The sequence below is a fragment of the Roseibium sp. MMSF_3247 genome (genome assembly GCF_030733765.1).
Classification (GTDB): Bacteria; Pseudomonadota; Alphaproteobacteria; order Rhizobiales; family Stappiaceae; genus Roseibium.
In genome coordinates, this window is record NZ_JASHII010000010.1 from 1 (window position 1) to 20,603 (window position 20,603).

Annotated in this window: 18 protein-coding genes and 1 pseudogene; 7 read left to right on the forward strand and 12 right to left on the reverse strand. The window is 55.5% G+C overall.

Annotated features, from left to right (window positions below):
- Positions 1-70 precede the first annotated feature (70 nt).
- The 7 genes and pseudogenes from RBB44_RS23165 to RBB44_RS23195 form a co-directional block, all read right to left on the reverse strand.
- Positions 71-379 (reverse strand): annotated as a pseudogene (locus RBB44_RS23165) (ABC transporter substrate-binding protein); the annotation flags it as partial.
- A 284-nt stretch (positions 380-663) separates the two neighbouring features.
- Positions 664-2,178, reverse strand: a complete 1,515-nt coding sequence (locus tag RBB44_RS23170; protein ID WP_306150145.1) for a flagellin — start codon at positions 2,176-2,178, stop codon at positions 664-666.
- A 241-nt stretch (positions 2,179-2,419) separates the two neighbouring features.
- The gene (locus tag RBB44_RS23175) at positions 2,420-3,547 is read right to left on the reverse strand and encodes a flagellin (protein ID WP_166672612.1); all 1,128 of its coding nucleotides are present in this window, start codon (positions 3,545-3,547) and stop codon (positions 2,420-2,422) included.
- Positions 3,548-4,083: 536 nt separating this feature from the next.
- Positions 4,084-4,521 (reverse strand): flagellar protein FlaG, encoded by a 438-nt coding sequence (locus tag RBB44_RS23180; protein WP_306150144.1) that lies wholly within the window; start codon positions 4,519-4,521, stop codon positions 4,084-4,086.
- Between the two features lie 210 nt (positions 4,522-4,731).
- The gene (locus RBB44_RS23185) at positions 4,732-5,226 is read right to left on the reverse strand and encodes a hypothetical protein (RefSeq protein ID WP_209002126.1); all 495 of its coding nucleotides are present in this window, start codon (positions 5,224-5,226) and stop codon (positions 4,732-4,734) included.
- The gene (locus RBB44_RS23190; protein WP_209174069.1) at positions 5,223-5,534 is read right to left on the reverse strand and encodes a rod-binding protein; all 312 of its coding nucleotides are present in this window, start codon (positions 5,532-5,534) and stop codon (positions 5,223-5,225) included. The genes RBB44_RS23185 and RBB44_RS23190 overlap by 4 nt, the downstream gene beginning before the upstream one ends.
- A complete protein-coding gene (locus tag RBB44_RS23195) occupies positions 5,534-6,679 on the reverse strand; it encodes a flagellar basal body P-ring protein FlgI (protein WP_209174068.1) in 1,146 nt (381 codons plus the stop codon). Before RBB44_RS23195 ends, RBB44_RS23190 begins: the two co-directional genes overlap by 1 nt.
- Positions 6,680-6,992: 313 nt before the next feature.
- On the opposite strand from RBB44_RS23195, the gene RBB44_RS23200 reads away from it, so the two are divergent.
- Positions 6,993-7,415: a flagellar assembly protein FliX gene (locus RBB44_RS23200; protein ID WP_306150143.1), complete on the forward strand. Its 423-nt coding sequence runs from the start codon at positions 6,993-6,995 to the stop codon at positions 7,413-7,415.
- 165 nt (positions 7,416-7,580) lie between these two features.
- Positions 7,581-7,997 carry an RNA polymerase-binding protein DksA gene (dksA, locus tag RBB44_RS23205; RefSeq protein ID WP_133946556.1) on the forward strand — a complete coding sequence of 139 codons (417 nt, stop codon included), beginning with the start codon at positions 7,581-7,583 and terminating at the stop codon, positions 7,995-7,997.
- 231 nt (positions 7,998-8,228) lie between these two features.
- Here the strand turns inward: dksA and flgH are convergent, their stop codons facing one another.
- Genes flgH through flgF form a run of 4 tightly spaced genes read right to left on the reverse strand, consistent with a single transcriptional unit; the run spans position 8,229 to position 11,521 of the window.
- Positions 8,229-8,978, reverse strand: coding sequence for a flagellar basal body L-ring protein FlgH (gene flgH / locus RBB44_RS23210; protein ID WP_008190897.1), 750 nt, complete (start codon positions 8,976-8,978; stop codon positions 8,229-8,231).
- The gene (gene flgA / locus RBB44_RS23215) at positions 8,978-9,946 is read right to left on the reverse strand and encodes a flagellar basal body P-ring formation chaperone FlgA (RefSeq protein ID WP_306150142.1); all 969 of its coding nucleotides are present in this window, start codon (positions 9,944-9,946) and stop codon (positions 8,978-8,980) included. The genes flgH and flgA overlap by 1 nt, the downstream gene beginning before the upstream one ends.
- A 30-nt stretch (positions 9,947-9,976) precedes the next feature.
- Positions 9,977-10,759, reverse strand: a complete 783-nt coding sequence (gene flgG / locus RBB44_RS23220; protein ID WP_209178601.1) for a flagellar basal-body rod protein FlgG — start codon at positions 10,757-10,759, stop codon at positions 9,977-9,979.
- 21 nt (positions 10,760-10,780) lie between these two features.
- Positions 10,781-11,521 (reverse strand): flagellar basal-body rod protein FlgF, encoded by a 741-nt coding sequence (gene flgF / locus RBB44_RS23225; protein WP_306150141.1) that lies wholly within the window; start codon positions 11,519-11,521, stop codon positions 10,781-10,783.
- Positions 11,522-11,803: 282 nt separating this feature from the next.
- Between flgF and RBB44_RS23230 the strand changes: the two genes are divergently transcribed.
- The 5 genes from RBB44_RS23230 to RBB44_RS23250 all read left to right on the forward strand — a co-directional run bounded on the left by RBB44_RS23230 (position 11,804) and on the right by RBB44_RS23250 (position 19,256).
- Entirely contained in the window at positions 11,804-12,313 is a 510-nt protein-coding gene (locus tag RBB44_RS23230; protein ID WP_133946564.1) for a flagellar basal body-associated FliL family protein, read from the forward strand.
- A gap of 8 nt (positions 12,314-12,321) precedes the next feature.
- Complete coding sequence (gene fliM / locus RBB44_RS23235; RefSeq protein ID WP_133946566.1) at positions 12,322-13,560, forward strand: flagellar motor switch protein FliM; 1,239 nt, start codon at positions 12,322-12,324, stop codon at positions 13,558-13,560.
- The gene (locus tag RBB44_RS23240) at positions 13,557-14,129 is read left to right on the forward strand and encodes a DUF6468 domain-containing protein (RefSeq protein ID WP_306150140.1); all 573 of its coding nucleotides are present in this window, start codon (positions 13,557-13,559) and stop codon (positions 14,127-14,129) included. The genes fliM and RBB44_RS23240 overlap by 4 nt, the downstream gene beginning before the upstream one ends.
- A complete protein-coding gene (locus RBB44_RS23245; RefSeq protein WP_306150139.1) occupies positions 14,126-14,851 on the forward strand; it encodes a MotE family protein in 726 nt (241 codons plus the stop codon). Before RBB44_RS23240 ends, RBB44_RS23245 begins: the two co-directional genes overlap by 4 nt.
- Before the next feature lie 127 nt (positions 14,852-14,978).
- Positions 14,979-19,256, forward strand: a complete 4,278-nt coding sequence (locus RBB44_RS23250) for a hypothetical protein (RefSeq protein ID WP_306150138.1) — start codon at positions 14,979-14,981, stop codon at positions 19,254-19,256.
- A gap of 142 nt (positions 19,257-19,398) precedes the next feature.
- On the opposite strand, the gene RBB44_RS23255 is transcribed toward RBB44_RS23250, so the two are convergent.
- A complete protein-coding gene (locus RBB44_RS23255) occupies positions 19,399-20,499 on the reverse strand; it encodes a DUF2336 domain-containing protein (protein WP_306150137.1) in 1,101 nt (366 codons plus the stop codon).
- Positions 20,500-20,603: the final 104 nt, after the last annotated feature.

Below are 20,603 nucleotides of genomic sequence, written 5' to 3' on the forward strand. Positions count from 1 at the left end.
TGATCAGTGAAGATGAGCCAAAACCTCTCCCTTAAGCAATCAGCTTATCCGGACCCATAGGCGCTGACGGGGAACACGTTTGCAGTGCCTGATTGGCTTTTGCCTTCGCTGATTTCACCAATTCGGTGATGGTTGTGATCCCCTTGTCCGCAGCTTTGATGGTCTGGACGGATTGGCCCATATCATCAAGCAACGTGCCGAGATCACTTGCCCGGGCATTGAGACCCGACGCCGTAAAGAAGGAATTCGGATTGTCGAGGGCCGAGTTCACCTTCTTTCCGGTCGCCAGTTTGTTCTGGACACCGGACATGAAATCAGCAGTGGACTGGAGGGTAAGCAGATTCTGCCTTACGGCAGCCGACAGAGTGATGTCAGACATTCAGGATCCCTTTCCTGGGGTCATGACGCCTCTTCCTGAGGCGTCAAAAATTACATTGTTAAAAATAACAATAAAAACTGTGTCGCACTTTTATGGTTAATAAGGGTTTAACGACGTGTGGGAAGGGAATTTCTTTGTTTTGAAAAAAGCCGAAAGGGGAGGCAGGCGCAGTTGCCGTAAAAGCGACGGATCGTCGGCCTGGCGGTTCGCGGCCGATCAGTGGAGACAAAAGAAAAAGGCGGGCCAAAGCCCGCCTTCTCTGATTGTGTTTAAGACTTTCTGTCTTAGAAGAGACGCAGAACGTTCTGGTCTGCCTGAGATGCGAAGGACAACGAAGTCGAAGCCAGCTGCTGACGGGTCTGCAGGGCCAAGAGGTTTGCACCTTCCTCGTTGGTGTCGGCAAGTGTCAGCTTACCAGCACCTTCTTCCAGCGTGTTGATCAGGCTTCGTGTGAAGTCCTGACGGTTTTCAACAATGGAAAGGTTGGTACCGAATTCAGAAGCTTGGGAACGCAGGTTGGACAATGCGTTGTTCAGCTTGCTGATCGTCCGGTTGATGTCGTTGTCGGTTGCGAAACCAGAGTCGGACAGTGCAGAGATGCTGAAAGAACCGTTGGTCGTTGCAGCAAAGTTCTCACTACCGAAGTCGGTGTTGTTTGAACCATCACGGCTACTGTTGATGGTCAAATCCGTTTCTGAGGTAACGCTGATCCGTCCACCAGCGAAAGTTGAACTTACGCCGTTGAAGTCGTTAATAAACGTGTTCAGATCATCAACGGTTGAGGAACTTTCGACTTCGAAAGATCCAAGCTCATAGCCGTTGCCGTCGGTCAATGTAATGACATCACCAAGTGCGAACGAGCCACTGTCCGTTAGGGACGAACCAGACGTGAGCGCAGATGCATTTACCGAGGCCGCAGAACCAATCGTCAGAGCGGTTGTAGCGGTGGTATCAGTATCAGAGATCAAGAAGTCTTGGTTGCTGTAAATCGTCAGCTCGCCGTTGGTTTCGTCAAATTCCGCACGAACACCTTCAGTTGCGTTGAGAGAGTTGACCAGATCCTGAACGGTTGCGCCGTTGCTCACGGTCGTACCGATCAAAGTTGGAGTCGAGGACTCAACGTTCGTGAATTCCAGAGTTGTTGTTGTTGAAATCGCAGTGGATTCGTTCAACGTGGAGCTGGAGTTCAGGGATCCATCAGCACCTGTCAGGGTGATGGTGGTCTTGCCGCCGGACAGGTTGAACGCAGTTGCGCCACCTTGACCTTCAGTCAGATCGGACAGGTTCAGACCAGTCGACAACGTGGTGTCGGTGTAATCAACAGCGGAAACATCCAGTTTGGACGTGGAGTCTTCGTTGAAGATGGTCCGAAGGTCATTGCCGGAACCCGCGAGCAGGTTCTTGCCTTTATAGCCGGCGTCTTTTGCAACGTCTTCGATCTGTGTGAGCAGTTCATTGTACTGCGCAGCAAACTGTTTCCGCTCATACTGGCTACCGGTTTGCAGGGCCTGGTTAGCTTTAGCTTTCGCGGACTCAACAAGCTTCGTGATGGCGGTGATACCGTCGTCGGCTGCTTTAATGGTCTGAACCGATTGGCCCATGTCATCGAGCAGGGTGCCCAGATCGTTTGCACGGGACTGAAGACCGGAAGCGGTGAAGAAGTTGCTCGGATTGTCCAGAGCCGAGTTCACTTTTTTGCCGGTGGCCAGTTTGTTCTGGACATCGGACATGAACGATGCGGTCTGCTGGAGAGTGTTAAGGTTCGCACGAACCGCGCTGGACAGAGTAATGTCAGCCATTTTGTTTCCTTTCTAGGAACACGAGATACACAGCCCCTTTCTGGGACTGGCACGCATGAAACGGCTGAAACTGAAAACGGAATCTAAATAAACATGGTTAACAAGCGTTATGGATAACGTAAAGTAAACAGGTGTAGGCGGCGGGGTTACACCCCGTCGCCTGAAATAGTCGTCATTTCAATGCTCTACTGTTGCTCTTGGCTTTTTGTTGAAAGCGCCAGGAACTTGAGAGCAGTCTGCCTTAGAACAACCGCAGCACGTTCTGTGATGCCTGGGACGCCATCGACAGGGAAGTGGACGCCAGCTGCTGCTGTGTTTGCAGAGCCAGAAGGTTCGCGCCTTCAACGTTGGTATCAGCCAGTGTCAATGCGCCCGCACCTTCCTGCAGTGTGTTAATCAGGTCGGTCGTAAAATCTTGCCTGTTTTCTACAATGGAAAGATTTGTACCAAATGTGGACGCTTGAGCACGCAGTGTGTCCTGAGCAGATTTCAATGCAGAAAGGGCTGTCTCGATTTTTGCATCCGTGTCGAAGTCACTGATTGTTCCACCAGTCCCGATTTCTTCGGATCCGTTTTTCAGCTGAATGCCTTCACCGGCAAACGTGATGTTTCCGGTCGTGTTGTCATAAGTTGACGTAACGCCGGTTAAGCCGTTGAGTGCTGTTGCTAGATCGGCCATTGACATGGTGTCAGTTATTGAAACTGTTCCAACAGAGTCGCCTTTACTGTCCGTAACGGTGAGGGTGTCGCCAGCTTTATATGTACCCTGATCTACGACGTGAGCTGTAGTTGACGTTCCGTCGGCGGCAAACTCAAGTTGAGCTGTTGCAGAAGTGGCCGTGCGGTCGATATCGCTCAGACCAAGGCCAGCAGATGAGTTGGTGTAATCAACTGCTGAAATTGACAGGGATGACGAGCCGTCTTCGTTGAAGGTCAGAGAAAGGTCATTGCCAGTTCCGGACAAAAGGTTTTTACCCTTATAGCCCGAGTCTTTGGCCAAATCTTCCATCTGGCTCAGCAGGTCATTGTATTCCTGAGCGTATTTGGAACGCTGTACTTTATCTGACGTCTGCAGCGCCTGGTTGGCTTTTGCCTTGGCGGCATCGACCAGGTCGGAAATCGCCGAAATCCCTTTGTCTGCTGCCTTTAGTGTCTGAACGCCTTGGCCCATGTCGTCGAGCAGGGTGCTGAGATCGCTTGCGCGGTTCTCCAAGCCCTTTGCCGTGAAGAATGAATTCGGGTTGTCGAGCGCGGAGTTCACCTTCTTGCCGGTCGCCAGCTTGTTCTGAACATCCGACATCATTTTCGCGGTCGAAGTCAGAGTGTTGAGGTTGGCCCGTACGGCGTTGGTGAGGGTGATGTCGGACATTTCTTTTCCTTCCTTGGAAAAACGCAAAACAAGATTCCCGTCCTGGGGATCACCGACCAAGAAAGACTATAGGTATTAATGACAATGTAAAAAATACGGTTAGCAGAAATTAAGGTTAACAAAGTCCTACAGTCACAATTTGGCTGAAACGAGCCGTTCCTGCAAGGAAGACTGCTGTGTTTCTGGGAATGAGTGCTTTAACCGAGCCGCCTAACGGTCTCTTTCGAACGATTTTCTTGGACTGTTCCCGCCCGTGGCTGACCGATGTTGGTTTTGATTTTGGCGACGGCTGATTGGGGGAGGCCTGGGGAGTGATCGATCACGTTCGGATGGATACTTGCAAAGCCGGTTGGACTGGCAGCAGCGGGAACTGCGGTCTCAGTGGGAATGACGAGCTTCTACCCGGGCGACAGACTCGACACGATGCGGGAGCTCATCAGATGATAAAGCAGTTCAGATTGTGATGTTTTGGAAACTGGAAATAGATATCCGTGGCCCATGAAGCATGGGTCCGGAACGAGCCGTTCAACCGTGATTTACACTGTGCGTTGAACGGCTTCGTCTTCAGAGCTTGAGCGCTGCTGTTCTTCGACCTGGGTCCGGTAAGCGGCAACCGTTTCGCTGTAGGCACGCAGCCTCAGCAAGGTTTCGCTTGGAATCTGACGAATAACATCGCCTGTTTCCGTGTTGGTTGCGACGTAGATGAGGCTTTCGCTGTCTTCGTCGAACACGTTCTGGCGTGTCACGGGCGGCGTGTAACGCTCCAGTGCAGACTGATCAGCGCGGCCTTCACTGGCCCTGTTTTGTTCGTTTGTCGCAGCCCGTTGAGATCCAGATGAATCTGGGGAAGGACGGACGGTGTCCTCCGCCGGCAAATCCGTAGAACTTGCCGGTTGATCTTTTTCCGGGGCGCGTGTCACCGGCGTGATCGCCGTATATGTCGGCGATGGAGGCCGGACTAATGCGGTATCCATTTTGCCCTCCGGGTAACGTCATACTATGACCCGATAATGACAAAAATAACGTAAGGGAATGAATCTTCTGTTAACGGAATAGTTAGAATTTTAAGGGGTTGGATTTATCTTCTTGTGACCATTTTGATTTGTTTTCAAGCCCGGGTCTCTCAGTTCGTTTTGATAGCTAAAACTGGATACTGAGGAAAATATCAAGGCTTAGCTGGTGTCTCAAAGAGATTGGTTCACAGCAATGCCTTGAGCTGATTGCGGCCCATTGGGAGAGGCGCCCGTCCGGCCGTAAGTGGTCGGCGCTGTTGCGTTTTTGGCCCCAACAGCCTTTGCGACCGACGTCACAATGTTATTCGTCACTTCGCGGGCCGTTGCAAGAACAGCCAGATTGATGCGCAGCACGGGTTGGAATTCGCCATGCTGTCGGCGCAGCGACTGTGTCGCGGCAGGCGCAAGGTTGCCAAGCGCAACAGCATGGTCCTTTGCGGACATCATGCCGCGCGTATATTCATGAATGAGACGCGCCTTGTCGGCTTGCAACTCACCGGCTTCCTTCAGCTTTCCCGCACGGACAAGATCTGTCTCCATTTCGATCACGGACAGGAGCGCTTCCATGGTCCCGGATAATGCGGAGCAGAAGTTTTCAGCCTCCTGCTTGCTGGCCGGCCGGTCGAGAGAAAAGGGAAGGGTGCTGGTATCTGGTTGTGCGGTCATCGGGCGCCTTCCTGCAAAGCAAGCAGTTCACGTTCAACACTATCTGCGATTCCAACGCCGCCGGCAGCAGAAATCGTACGGGCATATTCATCGACAAGCATGCCTTGCCAGGCATCAGACCCCGTTCCGCCACCCCAGGCACCGCCATTTTCAAGGCCGGAAAACATGCTTTGCAGCATATTGTTCAAGAACACGGCTTCGAATTCTTCTGCAGCGGCCCGCGCGGCGGTCTTGTCACCCGGGTTCACACCCTGGAGGACATCAAGCGGGTTGGAGCGCGGCATGGAAGGGGCAAGTGGCAAATCCATCAGAGCACCTCGATTTCGGCTTGGAGAGCACCGGCAGCTTTGATTGCCTGGAGGATGGAGATCATGTCACGCGGACCAATTCCGAGCGCATTCAGTCCATCAACGAGTTGTTTCAAAGTCACTGTATTTGGAACGATCGCCAATTTCGCGTCTGGATCGGTGTTCACGTTAAGATCCGTGCGTGGTGCGATCGCCGTTTGACCGTTTGCGAAGGGCAGGGGCTGAACGACTTCCGGTGTCTCTGCAATCGTCACGGTCAGGTTGCCCTGAGCAACAGCCACCATCGAAACCTTGACGTCCTGGCCCATAACGATGATGCCGGAGTTTTCATCGATGATGACCCGTGCGGCAAGGTCCGGTTCAACAATCAACTGTTCAATGTCGGTCAAAAGATCAACGATGTTGCCATCGTATTGGCGCGGCAGGTCAAGCTGGACTGTTGCTGGGTCGACAGGCTCTGCAGTTGGCATGCCGATCAATTCGTTGATGGACAGAGCCACGCGCCGTGCTGTGGTGAGATCCGGGTTGCGCAAGGCAAGGCGAACTTTTGTCAGCGATGCCAGTTTGAAATCCAGTTCGCGCTCGACAAGGCCGCCATTTGCGATCCGGCCAGCTGTCGGGACGCCGCGGACAATAGACGCAGCGTCGCCTTGTGCCGAAAAGCCGCCAATCGCGACTGAACCTTGCGCGATTGCATATACTTCGCCATCTGCACCAACCAAGGGCGTCACAAGTAGCGTTCCGCCCTGTAGAGAAGAGGCGTCGCCTAAAGCGCTAACGCTCACGTCTATCCGCGTCCCTTGAGTGGAGAACGGTGGCAGGTTTGCCGTCACCATGACGGCTGCAACCGTGTTGGTGTTGAGCGGAATGTTTCGTGTGTTCACACCGAGCCGTTCCAGCATGGCCTGCAAGCTCTGCTGCGTAAACGGTGTGTTGTTGAGGCTGTCGCCAGTTCCGTTCAAGCCGACAACCAGGCCGTACCCGATTAGTTGGTTCTCACGAATGCCTTCAAAATCCGCGATGTCCTTGATTCTTGAGGAAGCGACAGCTTGAACGGCGATCGCAAGCTGTAAGCCGACAAGGGCAGCCGCAATGAGTGTGACGCGGGCCGCGCGGTTTTCGAAATATGTGATCAGACGACGCATTCTTCACGCAGATCCATCTAAGAGGCCGTTTTATCAGCCAAGGGTCACTATGGTTCGAGATGCATTATGCGAGAGTCGTGCCAAGTTTCAGGCCTGGTTGGATTGAGACGCTAAAGTGGCTGGATTCTGCGCCGTTTGCGGAAGAATGGCGAGTATATCCACGCAAATGTGGCGAATAGAGTTAATGATTAACAATAGATGCCCGGCAAATATTGCCTTGCTTGCCCGGACTCATTTACCCTTCAAGGCAGATTCTGTCAGGCCATGGAACAACTTGGTGTTGACCAGCCGTTCAGAACATTAGGAAAGAGCAATGCGTATAACCGGGAGCAAACCGTTAACCGGAGTTCAGGGGCGCGGCGCAAAGAAGAGCAGCAGTTCAGGCAGCGATTTTGCGCCGGACCTTGGTGGAGCCGCTGAGCAACCGGCAACGCAGGCCACAGCCGGTGGAGCTGGCATTCAGGGCATCGACGCGCTTCTAGCTCTGCAGGAAGTGGATGAACGGACCGAGCGGCGCAAGAAAGCAGCGCGTCACGGGCATACACTGTTGGACAGCCTGGAAATGATCCGGGCGGATCTTTTGGCAGGCCATGTTTCCGAAGATCGTTTGGAGCATCTTTCGCTGACAGTTTCAAAGCGCCAATCCAGCGGCGACCAGGAGGTCGACAGGGTGCTGGAAGAGATCGAACTTAGGGTCAAAGTAGAGCTCGCAAAGCTCGGCCGATTCCCTGATTGAGCGTGCCCAAGGGCGTTGAAACTGAGCCGGGATATTGGCTAAAATTTACGCAACAAATTGAATTAATTGCAGAATTTATGACGCTAATTTTACCAAATGAACCGTTGTCCCCGGGACGAACCGCCTATATATTGCGCCCGTCATAACGGTAAACCGGAGTTGTAGATGACGGTTGATATTGAGTCTGAATACCGACCCTCGGAAGACGAGCCGTTCATGAATGATAGGCAGCGGGAATACTTCAAAAACAAGCTGCTTGCCTGGAAAGATGAGATCCTGAAAGAAAGCGCTGAAACACTCGCGACCCTTCAGGAGGAAAGCCAGAACCACCCTGACTTGGCAGACCGCGCATCTTCGGAGACGGATCGTTCTATCGAGCTGCGCGCACGTGATCGCCAACGCAAGTTGATTTCAAAAATCGATGCCGCCCTGGAGCGGATTGCGGATGGCAGTTACGGATACTGTGAAGAGACGGGAGAGCCGATTGCTCTGCGCAGGCTCGAGGCGCGGCCAATAGCGACGTTGTCGATTGAGGCTCAGGAAGCGCACGAACGCCGTGAAAAGGTGTATCGCGACGACTGATTTCCAGTAACGGCCGGTTTGCTGAATTCGCAAGCCAATTTGACTTGAAGACCTTCCCGGAGACGGGGAGGATTTTTTTATGTCTGATTGAATGTCGGTGATCGCTGGGATCAAAAGAAATCGGGCACGGCACTCGGGGAGCGAGATGCCGTGCCCGGTTCAGCTGCAGTGGGCCTTTCACGTCTGACTTGCCTGCCGCAGCCGGGGGAGCTGGTGTGTGATTTTGCCGGTTTAAAACGGCAGGAGGATATCCAGAACCTGATTGCCGTAGCGCGGCTGCTGAACATCGGTGATCTGGCCACGTCCGCCGTAACCGATGCGAGCTTCCGCAATCTGCTGGCTGGCAATCGTGTTGTTGGAGGTGATGTCTTCCGGACGGACAATACCGGCTACAATCAACTCTCTGACTTCGAAGTTCACCCGGATTTCCTGACGCCCCTCAATGACGAGATTGCCGTTCGGCAGAACCTGGGTCACGACAGCAGCAACAGTTGTGCGCAGTTCTTCTTCACGGTCCACTTCGCCGGCTCCGGCGAAAGTCGAACTGCTGTTAACGTTTCCAAGGTCACTGGCAGAAGTGCCTGCCGGCAGGAAGATAGTGTCGATTGCAGTTCCAAGCGCACCGCCAACGCCCGCGCCGTTGGTTTCGGTACGGCTTCTGGCTGTATCGTTTTCGATCTCCGCTTTTTCATCGATGGAGACCACGACGGTCAAGATGTCACCGACTTGGCTTGCGCGCTGATCCTTGAAGAAGGCTCGGCTACCTGATTGCCAAAGGGAGTTCGGATTGTAGTGCGCCTGAACCGGGTCCGGCATCGGCATTTGAACCGGCCTGTATCCGGGAGTTGTTGTCGGGTCCTGAATGGCGTTCAGGGCGGGCTGCTGGCCGACATTCGCCAGCCGGTCTGCGGAGCCGCATCCTGCAGCAAGTGCTGCGAGGGCGATGCTGCCCAACAGGGATATGTTGCGAGAGATAGACATTAATTGGCCTCGTGGTTCAGGCTTGCAACAACTGCATGAGCGGCATGAACAACTACTTGGCCGCGGGAAGTCACGGTCGCAGGTACAACACGCCGGGACTGGAGATTCATGACATCAATGACGTCGCCTTTGGCGCCATTGGTCAGGGCTTTCGCCCGGGAGGTGAGGTTCATAGCGCCGAGATTGTAGGTAACTGTGACCTTGTCGCCGCGTTCGACCAGAACCGGATATTCAAAATCCTTGTGCGACAATGGTTGGCTCGGGCGCAGGTTCACTCGAGCAGCCTTGCCGACAATGTTCGCGCCGTCCTGGAGCGCGGCGGTGTTTACCTTCAAACGCGGCAGGCGGACCGTTGTGAAGTCTCCCTCTTGAACGATGTCGCCGCGCTTCAGCGGCTGGCCGAGCACAAGAACGTCAATCATCTCAACCGCAGTGCCAGTGACGGTCAATGGACGTGTGCCGTGTTCGACTGCAATGGTTGCGAACACTGTGAAGTGTCCGTTGTTCCGGCTCCAGTTGATCCTGTCGATACGGACCGGATCCACCGCCTTCGGGTCGGCCAGGATCTGGTCGGGGGCCTGCAGAAGCGTGATTTCGAGCCCTTCAGGATCAATGCCTGCTTCAAGCTTTGCCAGATCGTTGCGAATAAGGTTTTCCAGCTGATGGCGGTTGAGCCTTGTCGCGCCGCGGTGAACGACGACAGTGCGCAAGCCGTCCGTGCCGGCTGTAACCAGGCCGGCATCCCGGGCGCGTTGTGCAACCGTGGTTGCCGGGACATTGCCTGAGGTTCCCATGTCAGGGGACCGGAACAGCGGCACTTGTGCCACATCTCCGGCGTTGGAGTAGAAGTCCCCGACTGTCACAATGTCCGACAAGGTCATGACCTGGGACCGTAGAACCGGGCGCTCATTGGCTGCTGCACCAAAACTGGCCAGTGCTGCCATTGCCAGGCTAAGAGCGGCTATCATTAAGGCCTTCATCGACTTAAGCCTTTCTCGTTAGCGGATCTGAGTGGTGGTCGAGTACATCTGGTCGGCCGCCTGGATGACTTTCGAGTTCATCTCATAGGCGCGCTGGGCCGAGATCAGATCGGCGATTTCGGTCACCGCATCCACATTGGCCATCTCCAGAAAAAACTGCTGAGTGCTTCCGTAACCATCCTCATTGGGATTGCCGGTCTGCGGTGCACCACTGGCATCCGTTTCGAGAAACAGGTTGTCACCGATCGCTTCAAGGCCGGCTTTATTGACGAACCGGGCAAGCTGTATCTGACCGAGATCAACTGTGGCGCCTGCTTCGTCAACGCCTTGAACCTTACCAGATGGAGCGATTGTTAGATCGCGCGTGTTTTCCGGAATAGTAATGTTTGGATCAAGTTGGTAGCCATCAATGGTCACCAGCTGGCCGTTTTGATCCCGTTCGAACGAGCCATCTCGTGTGTATCCGGTTGTTCCATCAGGGAGCTGAATCTGAAAGAAGCCTTCCCCGCGGATGGCAATGTCCAGTTCCTTGCCGGTGTTCTCCATTGATCCTTGCGACATGACTCGGCCAGTTGATGCCAGTTTCACACCGGTGCCGATCTGGATGCCGGTCGGGACGATCGTGCCTGCATCGGAGGTTTCCGTGCCCATGCGGCGCAGGTTTTGGTACAGAAGGTCCTGAAAATCGGCCCGCTGTTTCTTGTAGCCCGTGGTCCGCATGTTGGCGACGTTGTTCGAAATGACTTCAACGTTGTATTCCTGCGCCTTCATACCGGTCGCGGCGGTGTAGAGAGCTCTCATGTTGCGTTCTCCTTAAGGCGCTTAGGCTTCAAGTTTTCCAAGGACCTGGATCGCCTGTTGGCGAAGATCATTCACGTCCTTGAGCATCTTGGTGATGGATTCGTAGGCCCGGGTGACTTCGATCATCTGGGTCACCTGGTAAACACCTTCGACATTGGAGCGTTCGAGGGCGCCCTGAACGACATTGAACCGCTGCGGGATGCCCGGGTTTTCGCCCCGGTACAGGTTGTTACCCTGTTTCTCGAGTTCCTGCGGATCTTCAAAGGACGCCACGCGGATGACGCCGCGAATTCCAAGTTCCGTTGAAATCGTGCCGTCTTTGGCGATCTCAACAGATCCATCTTCGGTCGAGAAAGTGATCGGGCCGCCGGTGGTCAAAACCGGGCGTCCATCGGATGTGACGAGTTGACCGTTCTGATCGATCACAAACGCACCGTCGCGTGTGTAGGCTTCGGTCCCGTCACCCATCTGGACGACGAAAAAGCCTTCGCCTTCGATCGCCAGGTCCAGATCGTTCCCGGTCATCTTGAATGCGCCGGTGTCGAAGTCCGTGATGGACTGATAGTCCAGAACATAGGACAGCGTTTCGTCCGGTGTTTCGAATTCTGTCGCTTCGGCAACCGGCATCAAATACTCTTCAAAGAGCAGCCGCTGCGACTTAAAACCTGTCGTGTTGATGTTCGCCATGTTGTTGGCGACCACATCAAGCTGATTCCGCAAAGCGGACTGCCGGGACAGGCCTATGAGATGTACGTTCTCCATAATGAACGGTTCCTTTGCTCCCCGATGAGCGCTTCAGCCTCCCCAGACGTCGGCGCCCGTTAAGGTTAATGCAGGAGCCGTGCCAGTTTTTAAATCCTTGGGAAAACTGGGCAAAACCCGTGAGTGGGTGGTGCGTCCGGCAAGAGATTCCGGCAGAAGTTAACCACTTGGCAATTTTTGCCCGGTGACTCGCTGAAGTGGATTGGTAACCATTCGTTAACCTTTAACACTTTAGTAATTTTTAAAGCGCGCGCGAGCGCTTGCGCATGTGCGGAGGGCAGCATGACCGACGAGAATGCCGCAGCCGAAGAAGATGGTGAGGAAGATGCCGCCGGTGGTGGCGGTAAGAAGAAACTCATTCTCTTTGGGGCGATTGGGCTTGTGGTTCTGCTCGCCGTTGGAGGCGGGGCTTACTACTTCTTGTTCATGGGCGACAGCATGCCGGCGCCTGCGCCAGGTGAAGATGCGGCGCCGCAGGAAGTGCAAAGACCGGTGGTCTTTTATGACCTTCCGGAAATGACTGTGAATTTGGCGACCGAGGGCCGCACGACCTACCTGAAGGTCCGCATCGCTCTGGAGGTCGAAAACCGCGCAATGATCGATCAGATACAACCGTATCTGCCGCGCATCCTCGATGCGTTTCAGATCTACTTGCGCGAGCTTCGTCCCGCAGACCTGGAAGGGTCTGCCGGCCTTTTCCGTTTGAAGGAAGAATTGCTCAGGCGGATCAACTTGTCGGTCTATCCGGCAAAAGTGGAAGGGGTGCTGTTCAAGGAAATCCTTGTTCAGTGATGGTGTGAATGGCAAACGCCGACGACGATGATGATCTGTCCGAAGAGGACATGGCTGATGCGTGGGGTGCTGCTCTGGCGGAGCAGGGCGCAGGTGGCGATGACGATGAAGATCTGGCTGCGGCCTGGGGTGCTGCTCTAGAGGAGCAGGGCGCTGGCAGCTCGGACGATATGGCTGCGCAATGGGCGGCCATGATCGACGACAGCGAGCCGGATCTGGAAAACGCCACCCGCGGCGCCGACCGCGTTCTCAACCAGGAAGAGATCGACAACCTCCTCGGGTTCAATATCGAGGACACGATTGCTGGTGATCAGAGCGGGATTCGCGCGCTGATTAACTCGGCAATGGTGTCCTACGAGCGTTTGCCGATGCTCGAAATCGTGTTCGACCGTCTCGTGCGATTGACCACGACGTCCTTGCGCAACTTCACCTCCGATAACGTTGAAGTGTCGCTGGACTCAATCAGCTCCGTGCGTTTTGGCGACTATCTGAATTCCATCCCGCTGCCGGCGATCCTCGGTGTCTTCAAGGCGGAAGAGTGGGACGGATTTGGCCTGATCACCGTTGAATCGAGCCTCATTTATTCGATCATTGACGTCTTGCTGGGCGGTGGCCGGGGCACCACGGCGGCCCGCGTGGAAGGGCGTCCTTATACGACCATCGAAACGAACCTTGTTCAGCAGATGGTATCGCTGATCCTTCAGGATGCCGAACAGGCTTTCGCGCCGCTGTCTCCGGTTCATTTCAATCTGGAGCGTCTGGAAACCAACCCACGCTTTGCTGCCATCTCCCGCCCGGCGAACGCGGCGATCCTCGTCGAATTGCGTATCGACATGGAGGACCGTGGCGGCACCGTTGAAATCATGATGCCCTACGCAACTCTGGAGCCGATCCGTGATCTGTTGCTCCAGATGTTCATGGGCGAAAAGTTTGGCCGTGATCCGATCTGGGAAGGCCACTTGGCGACAGAAATTCATGCGGCAGAGATTGAAGTCGATGCGGTGCTTTATGAGACCTACTTGCCGCTCGGCCGGGTACTCAGTCTGGATGTGGGGCAGACCTTGGTCTTCGATGTGTCGCCGACGGATCCAGTGCTGGTGAAATGTGGAAACATCCCTTTGACAGAGGGAACGCTTGGCAAAACGGAAGACTCCATTGCCATCCGTATCGCGCGGAACCTGCGCAAACCGAAAATGACATTGGCGGCGTTCGAGCGGGCCATGCAGAGTGAAATGGAGCAACCATGACATCCTTGCCAATCGGATTGATTATTGAGGCTCTTGTTGCCGTTCTGCTGGTCATTACGATCGCTTACTGCTGGATCTTGAACCGCCGTTTGCAGCGCTTGAGAGCCGATGAGCAGACCCTGCGGGCAACCATTTCCGAATTGATGACGGCGACGGAAATTGCCGAGCGGGCAATCCTTGGTTTGAAGACGACCGCAGCCGAGGCAGACAAGTCGCTCGGCAAGCGTCTTAAGGAATCGGAAACCATGTCGAACGCCTTGGCTGACCAGATCCGCGAAGGTGATAAAGTGTTTACGCGGATATCTCAGATTGCAGGGGCCGCGAAGTCATCGGCTCCGCAACGGGAACCTGTTCCGGCAGCGGACCCGTACCCGGTGCAGGCGCAAAATGCTCCGGTGCCGCAACCTGGGGGGTACGGAGCTGTTGAACCAGTGGTTCCGCAAAGTGCGCCAGCTGTCGAGCCAGAGCGCAGACGTGCAAGCAGGGCCTCGGATATCCGCAGTGCTGCTGAGGAAGCCACGGCGCGGTTGGAGCAGTTTCGAAACAAGCGTAAGGGCGCTGCTGCATGAACTTGAGATTGTTGCCATTGTTGGGTGTCGCTGCGAGCGCGCTGTTCGGGTTGAAGCTTTTGGGACTTGCTGTGGGTCCTGAAACCGGCAGCCTGCCAATCAATGGTGCGATTGCACAAGAAACGACAGAACCCGCGGCGGATGGCGGTGAAGCGCCACCAGCCCCTGCTGATCCGGCGGCGCAACCTCCCGTGGCCGTGCCTCCGCCTGCCCAGCCGGTGCTTCCGGATAGCTTGGAAATCGGCGGATCTGCGGCTGAGCGCGCTGTTTTGGAAAGCCTCGGGAAACGTCGGGAAAACCTGCAGAAGCAGGAAGGTCAGTTGGATCTGCGGGAACGCCTACTTCAGGCGACCGAAGAACGGATCGAACAGCGAGTTGAAGAACTCAAACAACTCGAGGCCCGCATCGGTGCTGCCGTTGAGGAAAAAAAGCAGCAGGAAGAGAACGAGATCGCTGGTCTTGTGACCATGTACGAAAACATGAAGCCGAAAGACGCAGCGCGTATTTTCAACCGTCTCAGCCTGCCGATCCTTTTGAAGGTCGTACGCCAAATGAAACCGCGGAAAATGGCGGATATTTTGGCGCGCATGTCACCTGATGCCGCGGAACGTTTGACGGTGGCGATTGCCAGCCAATCTTCGGCGCCGCCAGAGCCGGAAGCGCAACCTGTTCAGGCCCAGGCGCCCACCGGTGGAATCCTACCTAAGATTCCGTCGAATTGAGCAAAAAATAGCCTGATCTCTGCAAGCGACGTAAGGGCGCGTTAACAAGACATAACTAAAATACAGTGTTGGCGGCAAACGAGGTCAAAACAACTTGCCAAGGCGAATTCAGACATCGCTGGCTCTTATGAAATTCGCAGATTACTGCGAACGGAGAGCCTTTGCGTGCCTGCAGGTTGCCGTCTTGCTCGTTGCGGCCTTGGTTTCGCTAACTGTTCCTGCGTCCATATCTCGTGCAGACACACTGGAACCGGTTGAACTGGAAGTTTCTCAGGAACAAGGCTTTGGCCGTATCGTTCTGACCTTCAAGGACCGGACCCTCCTGCCGACGTATGATGCGGTTATAACGGGCGGTGTGCTTCGCATTTCGTTTCAAGATCCAATTGACGTCAATGTCGATGATGTTCCTTTGGACCTTAGCGACTACGTCACCATCGCCCGGCGCGATCCGGATGGAGCCGCGATCCGCTTTGCTCTGAAAACCCAGTACCAGATCAACACGCTTGAGGCCGGTGAAAAGCTCTTCATTGATATCCTGCCGATGACCTGGAGCGGTCTGCCACCAGGACTGCCAGACGATGTTGTCCGGGAATTGGCGAAACGCGCCGAAGAAGCGATGCGCAAAGTGCGCGCTTTGGAGCAGGCGCGCTTGAAGGCGCAAGAAGGACCTCAGGTCACATTGCATGTCGGAGAGCATCCAACGTTCACACGATTGGTGTTCGACTGGTCGATCAAGTTCGATACCGCGTTTGTTCGTGAAAACGACATTATCAAGCTGACATTCAATCATCCGGCACAGTTGGACATCTCGCATCTGCGCACACACCTGCCACCTGGTGTGATTGATGCGACGTCGTTCCTGGACAAAGGCAAGCTGAAGTTTTTGATGCGCGTTGAACCGTCGGTTGATATCCGGGCGTTTCGCGAAGAGCAGACCTATGTGATCGATGTTACGCCGGAGAACATGGAACCGAATGATCCGGCGAATGCTCTTATCAATCAGGAACTGTCCGTTGCTGATAACGAAAACCGCTCGCAGATGATAACGGCTCCGGGGCTGCGGGACACGCGGGAGGTCCGAAACCCTCGCGGCTTGCCGCCGGCAGCCGTGTCTTCTTCCGGTGGTGGGCGGCTCAAGGAATCCCGTGCGGATGAGTCTCCAGGTTTTACAGCAGTTCCACTTGGAGGGGTTGGGGCGGGCTCCTCGGACAATGGCCGCCAAGCGGCGCCAAGCGATGATTCAGCTCAGGCACCACCGATAGAAGAAATTACAATCGCTCAGGCGCCTCCGCCGGCTGGCGTTGCAGGCGATGGGCCCCGGCAGAAACCCCCTGGTACTTCCGGAGTTCCCAACGCAGAAAACAGAGCCAATAACAGGACCGGGCAAGGCCCGGTTCAAGTCGTTTCTGAAGACGAAGCTCCTGGCGAAACCAATTTGCCGCTTGAGAGTGTGTCCGCAGATCCAGTGGTTCTGGCAGATGCTGATGGGAACGAGGCGTCTGCGGCAGAGGATGGCAGTGAAATCACCGCTTCGATTGGGCCCCAAGACGGCGAGTTCGGCGATTCTTATGCTACCGGGACGTCTGATGTGAACGTACCGCGGCCGATCCAATTGGCTCAGGCAAGCCAACGCGCCATGCCGCTCGGCGACGTTCCGCCTCTGGAAGAACAAATTTCGCGACCAGCCCCTATGCTGGATTTGTCCACGCAGCAACCTGGTGATCCAATACCAGAGGTGCCGCAGCCTGGAAACGCCATTCCGACCTTGCAGCCGGCAGAAGCACTCGACGAAGACAATCGTCCTGCCGTGCCAAACAGTTCGGTTCAAATCCGGCAGAACAATACCCTTGGCGGCAGTGACATTCCGGCCGGGATACAGCTGCCGCAAACCGAGGTCCAGGCGCCCGAGACTTGGCGCGCCACCGGTGGCCGTGATGTCGGGGCGCGGCGTGTGTCGCCCGAGCGCCCGCCCGAAAACTTCGGCGCGGAAGCCAGAAACTTTGTGTCCGCAGAAGCCCGCCGGATCGGCAACACCGTCCGGGTCGTGTTCCCGTTCTCAGAACCGGTATCGAGCGCAGTCTTCCGCCGGAATGATAGCATCTGGCTCGTGTTTGATACGGACGCAACGATCGATACGCGCGGCATGGTCTCCGCCCTTGCCGAAACCGCTGAAACGATCGATGTCGAGCAACACGGGGACTATCAGATCCTCCGCTTGGACATGAATGATCCGGTTCTAGCGACCGTTGGCGCTGATGGCAATGCCTGGTCCCTTGTCATTGGGGACTTGATTTTGGAACCGTCCATTCCGCTGAAGATGGAACGGACGGTTCGCGGTGATGGCGGTTCCATTTTGCGGGTGCTCTATCAGGATCCGCAACATATTCGCAGCATCACAGACCCGTTTGTTGGCGACACGATTTCCCTGGTGACAGGGTTCGGACCACCGCGCGGCTTGTTGAAGCCGCAAAACTTCGTCGATCTGGAAGCCTTGAGTTCTGCGCAAGGCATCGCGCTTGCAACACGCTCTGATGGTGTGAAGATCAAGATCCTCGGTGACGATGTCATCATTGAGAAAGACGGTGGTCTTGCTCTGTCCAACCGTCATCTTCGCGGTGGCACCGGAACGCTCAGCCGGATTATCGAGCCGGACGACGATGGAACTGTCGAGTTTGTATCTTTGAGCACAACAGGGCCGGGCGCATTCCGGTCCCGCTTGAACGAACTGCAATCAGATCTTGCGCAAACACCTGAAGGCAAACGCGCCAAGCCCCTGATGGCTCTGGCCCGATTTTACCTGGCACACCAGTTTCCGCAGGAAGCGATGGGCTGGTTAAACCTCGCATTGGAAGAAAACCTTGCCCTTGCCGAGGACAGTTCGTTCAACCTGGTCAAGGGTGCGGCGCTTGCAATGGCGGATCGGCCAGAGGAAGCGTATGAGCATCTACACAGACCTGACCTGAAGAACAGCCCTGATGCGGCAGTTTGGCAGACAATCGTCGATGTAAAGCTTGGCAATTGGACACAGGCCCGGATTGCCATGCCACGCGGCCGGGCGGTGGTCGGAAACTATCCGACGTCGATCCAGACCGAGTTCAAATTGGCTGCCGCTCAGGCGATGGTTGAGGCCAATGATTTCGGGATCGCAAACGGCATTCTTGCCGAGATCGAACCTGCCGAAGTCACGCGTGCACAAGCGGCGCGCTATGACATCTTGCGTGGCCGTGTTGCCGATGCATCCGGCCGCTCCCAGGAAGCCTTGACCGTGTTTGATCTGGTCGCCCGGTCGGATGACCGGCCGCGGGCAGCGGAAGCCGAATATCGTGCGCTGCGCATCCGCTACCGCGATGGCGAGATGACCATTGATGAAGCGATCGATCAGCTTGCTGCCCTTTCGACCTCCTGGCGCGGAGACGAAATCGAACTCAGAACGCTTCGGTTCCTGGCCCAGCTTTATGCGGAGCAAGGCCAATACCGGGAAGCGTTTGAGGCGATGAAATCCGCCGTGCAGGCCGAACCGGACGCAGACACTACGCGGCTGCTTCAGGAAGAAATGAACGCGTTGTTCAATTCGCTTTTCCTGGATGGAAAAGCGGATGAGATGCCACCGATCAAGGCTTTGGCGCTGTATTACGATTTTAGAGAATTGACGCCGATCGGCCGCCAGGGCGATGAAATGGTCCGTCTTCTCGCCAAGCGCCTTGTCGAAGTCGATCTTCTCGATCAAGCAACCGAATTGTTGCGGCATCAGGTCGACAACCGGTTGAAGGGAGCTGCTAGGGCCCAGATCGCCGCCGATCTTGGGGCGATCTATCTAATGGACCGGAAGCCTGAAGAAGCGCTTCGTGTCTTGAACCGGACCCGCCAAGCCAGCCTTCCGTCGACGCTGACACGTCAGCGCAACATCGTCGAAGCGCGGGCGCTCACTGAAAGCGGCCGCCCGGATCTGGCGCTGGAGCTTGTTCGGAACATGCGCGGAACTGATGTGGATCGGCTCCGGGCCGATACATTCTGGGCCGCAGAGAGCTGGCGGGATGCCGGTGATCAACTTGAAGCCATGCACGGCTCCCGCTGGTCGGACCAGATCCCCCTGGATGAGCTTGAGCGCCGAGATATTCTGCGCGCCGGGATTGCCTATTCTCTTGCCGGTGATCAGCTGAGCCTGGAGCGTTTGCAGAACAAGTATATGGCCAAGATGGCCGACAGTCCGGAAGCTTTGGCATTTGAAGTCGTCACCCGGCCGATCCAGGCACAAGGTGTCGAGTTCCTTGAAGTTGCCAGCCAATTGGCGGACGTCGACTCGTTGGAAACATTCCTGGAAGAGTACCGGCGTCAGTACATGTCCCCGGACCGCAGTTCCAACCGCGCGGAAGGTCCACCGGTTGAAGCTGAGCCTGCGGGTTAAGGCCTGATATCTATCTTTATTGATTAAATGCGGAACGCGCCTGGTAGCGCGAGCGTTGTAATTTGTGCGAGCAAGGCAAGGTGTTAGAGCGTCGCAAGCTAGCCGCTGCCAATTGAATTAACATTTAAGGTGGGAAGACGCTTCAGTGCGCCGTGACGGTCGCGCCCAGGGTCGACGCTGCTGCAGCCGCTGCTGCGGCCGCAGCAGCATTCCGAGGCTTCTTGAGCTCTTTCTTGTACCGCATCACCAGTTCCGGAATACTCCGGGTGCTTCGGTCCAGCCATTCGCAGCGCGCTTTCAGGAAATCACGGTAAGTTTTCTCGTGAATGCCGGTCTGCAGCATCAATCGCATAATCGCGCCGTCCGCATCTGACTTCAGCGTGTCTGACACCACATCGTCGGCGAGATTGATCTTGCGGCTGATCAACCAGATCGCTGCATCCAGCCTTTGTTCCTCGAACAGGGTCCTTAGGATTGCATCAAAGGACAGCTCACCATTGGCGATCTGTACGCTTGCTTCATGCCGGGAGTAAATGACCCCATCGATCTCGATGTCGCCTTCGCCGCGTTTGATGTTGTTGATCTGCGCGGCCAGCTTTTCCAAGGTGTCTTCCTCGATGGCGCGCTTTAGAGGCGCCGGAAAGATCGGACAGTTGGTCTCCAGGATTTGCATCTGGGTTTCCAGGAACTCGCTGTCGCGCAAGGCGCGCCGGGCCAGGCCGCCAAGCACTTCAACTTCCGTGTTTGCAAAGATCAACAGCGCCAACACGCCGCGGACGGAGAAGGGGGCGTCGAGATTTTCCAGGAGCGCATGCACCACTGGCCGGGCACTTCTGGCAATCAGCTTGTCGGTGACCTCTTCGCTGAGATCGTCGCGGTGCGCCATGACCCCCCGCTTGTCGTTTCCGCCGTCGACGGCGATTGCCATCAGGGCGTCCTGGCTGATCACCGGGGAGCATTCGATGACAGGTTCGGACAGGGCAAAATCTTCTTGGGCAAGACGGTCGGCAAGGTCCGGAATGATCCGGTTGGTTTTGGCGAGACGGACAACCAGTTCATAGCGCGCGCTGCGGTCCAGCTGATCGAAGACGGACAGCACAATCCTGGAAAAGAGTTCCCGCTCATTTTCCGTAGGGTCGTGGTCTTCCGAACGCGCATATTCCCCCACAAGGGTCCGGATCAATTTTGAGCGTGCTTCAGGTTCTTTGATGCGCGCGAGTTGTTCAAGTTGTTCTATGAGCACCTAAAAACCAAACTTCTTTTGGAGTGGCGTTCTGCAATGATCGGTATTATTTCAAATACTGTGTTAATTTTTCTCTACTTGTCAGCATCAGAAAAGTGCAGGGT

Excerpts from the sequence above, each read along its gene's own strand:
- RBB44_RS23170 (WP_306150145.1), bottom strand. The coding sequence starts at position 2,178 with ATGGCTGACATTACTCTGTCCAGCGCGGTTCGTGCGAACCTTAACACT.
- RBB44_RS23175 (WP_166672612.1), bottom strand. The coding sequence starts at position 3,547 with ATGTCCGACATCACCCTCACCAACGCCGTACGGGCCAACCTCAACACT.
- RBB44_RS23180 (WP_306150144.1), bottom strand. The coding sequence starts at position 4,521 with ATGGATACCGCATTAGTCCGGCCTCCATCGCCGACATATACGGCGATC.
- RBB44_RS23185 (WP_209002126.1), bottom strand. The coding sequence starts at position 5,226 with ATGACCGCACAACCAGATACCAGCACCCTTCCCTTTTCTCTCGACCGG.
- RBB44_RS23190 (WP_209174069.1), bottom strand. The coding sequence starts at position 5,534 with ATGGATTTGCCACTTGCCCCTTCCATGCCGCGCTCCAACCCGCTTGAT.
- RBB44_RS23195 (WP_209174068.1), bottom strand. The coding sequence starts at position 6,679 with ATGCGTCGTCTGATCACATATTTCGAAAACCGCGCGGCCCGCGTCACA.
- RBB44_RS23200 (WP_306150143.1), top strand. The coding sequence starts at position 6,993 with ATGCGTATAACCGGGAGCAAACCGTTAACCGGAGTTCAGGGGCGCGGC.
- dksA (WP_133946556.1), top strand. The coding sequence starts at position 7,581 with ATGACGGTTGATATTGAGTCTGAATACCGACCCTCGGAAGACGAGCCG.
- flgH (WP_008190897.1), bottom strand. The coding sequence starts at position 8,978 with ATGTCTATCTCTCGCAACATATCCCTGTTGGGCAGCATCGCCCTCGCA.
- flgA (WP_306150142.1), bottom strand. The coding sequence starts at position 9,946 with ATGATAGCCGCTCTTAGCCTGGCAATGGCAGCACTGGCCAGTTTTGGT.
- flgG (WP_209178601.1), bottom strand. The coding sequence starts at position 10,759 with ATGAGAGCTCTCTACACCGCCGCGACCGGTATGAAGGCGCAGGAATAC.
- flgF (WP_306150141.1), bottom strand. The coding sequence starts at position 11,521 with ATGGAGAACGTACATCTCATAGGCCTGTCCCGGCAGTCCGCTTTGCGG.
- RBB44_RS23230 (WP_133946564.1), top strand. The coding sequence starts at position 11,804 with ATGACCGACGAGAATGCCGCAGCCGAAGAAGATGGTGAGGAAGATGCC.
- fliM (WP_133946566.1), top strand. The coding sequence starts at position 12,322 with ATGGCAAACGCCGACGACGATGATGATCTGTCCGAAGAGGACATGGCT.
- RBB44_RS23240 (WP_306150140.1), top strand. The coding sequence starts at position 13,557 with ATGACATCCTTGCCAATCGGATTGATTATTGAGGCTCTTGTTGCCGTT.
- RBB44_RS23245 (WP_306150139.1), top strand. The coding sequence starts at position 14,126 with ATGAACTTGAGATTGTTGCCATTGTTGGGTGTCGCTGCGAGCGCGCTG.
- RBB44_RS23250 (WP_306150138.1), top strand. The coding sequence starts at position 14,979 with ATGAAATTCGCAGATTACTGCGAACGGAGAGCCTTTGCGTGCCTGCAG.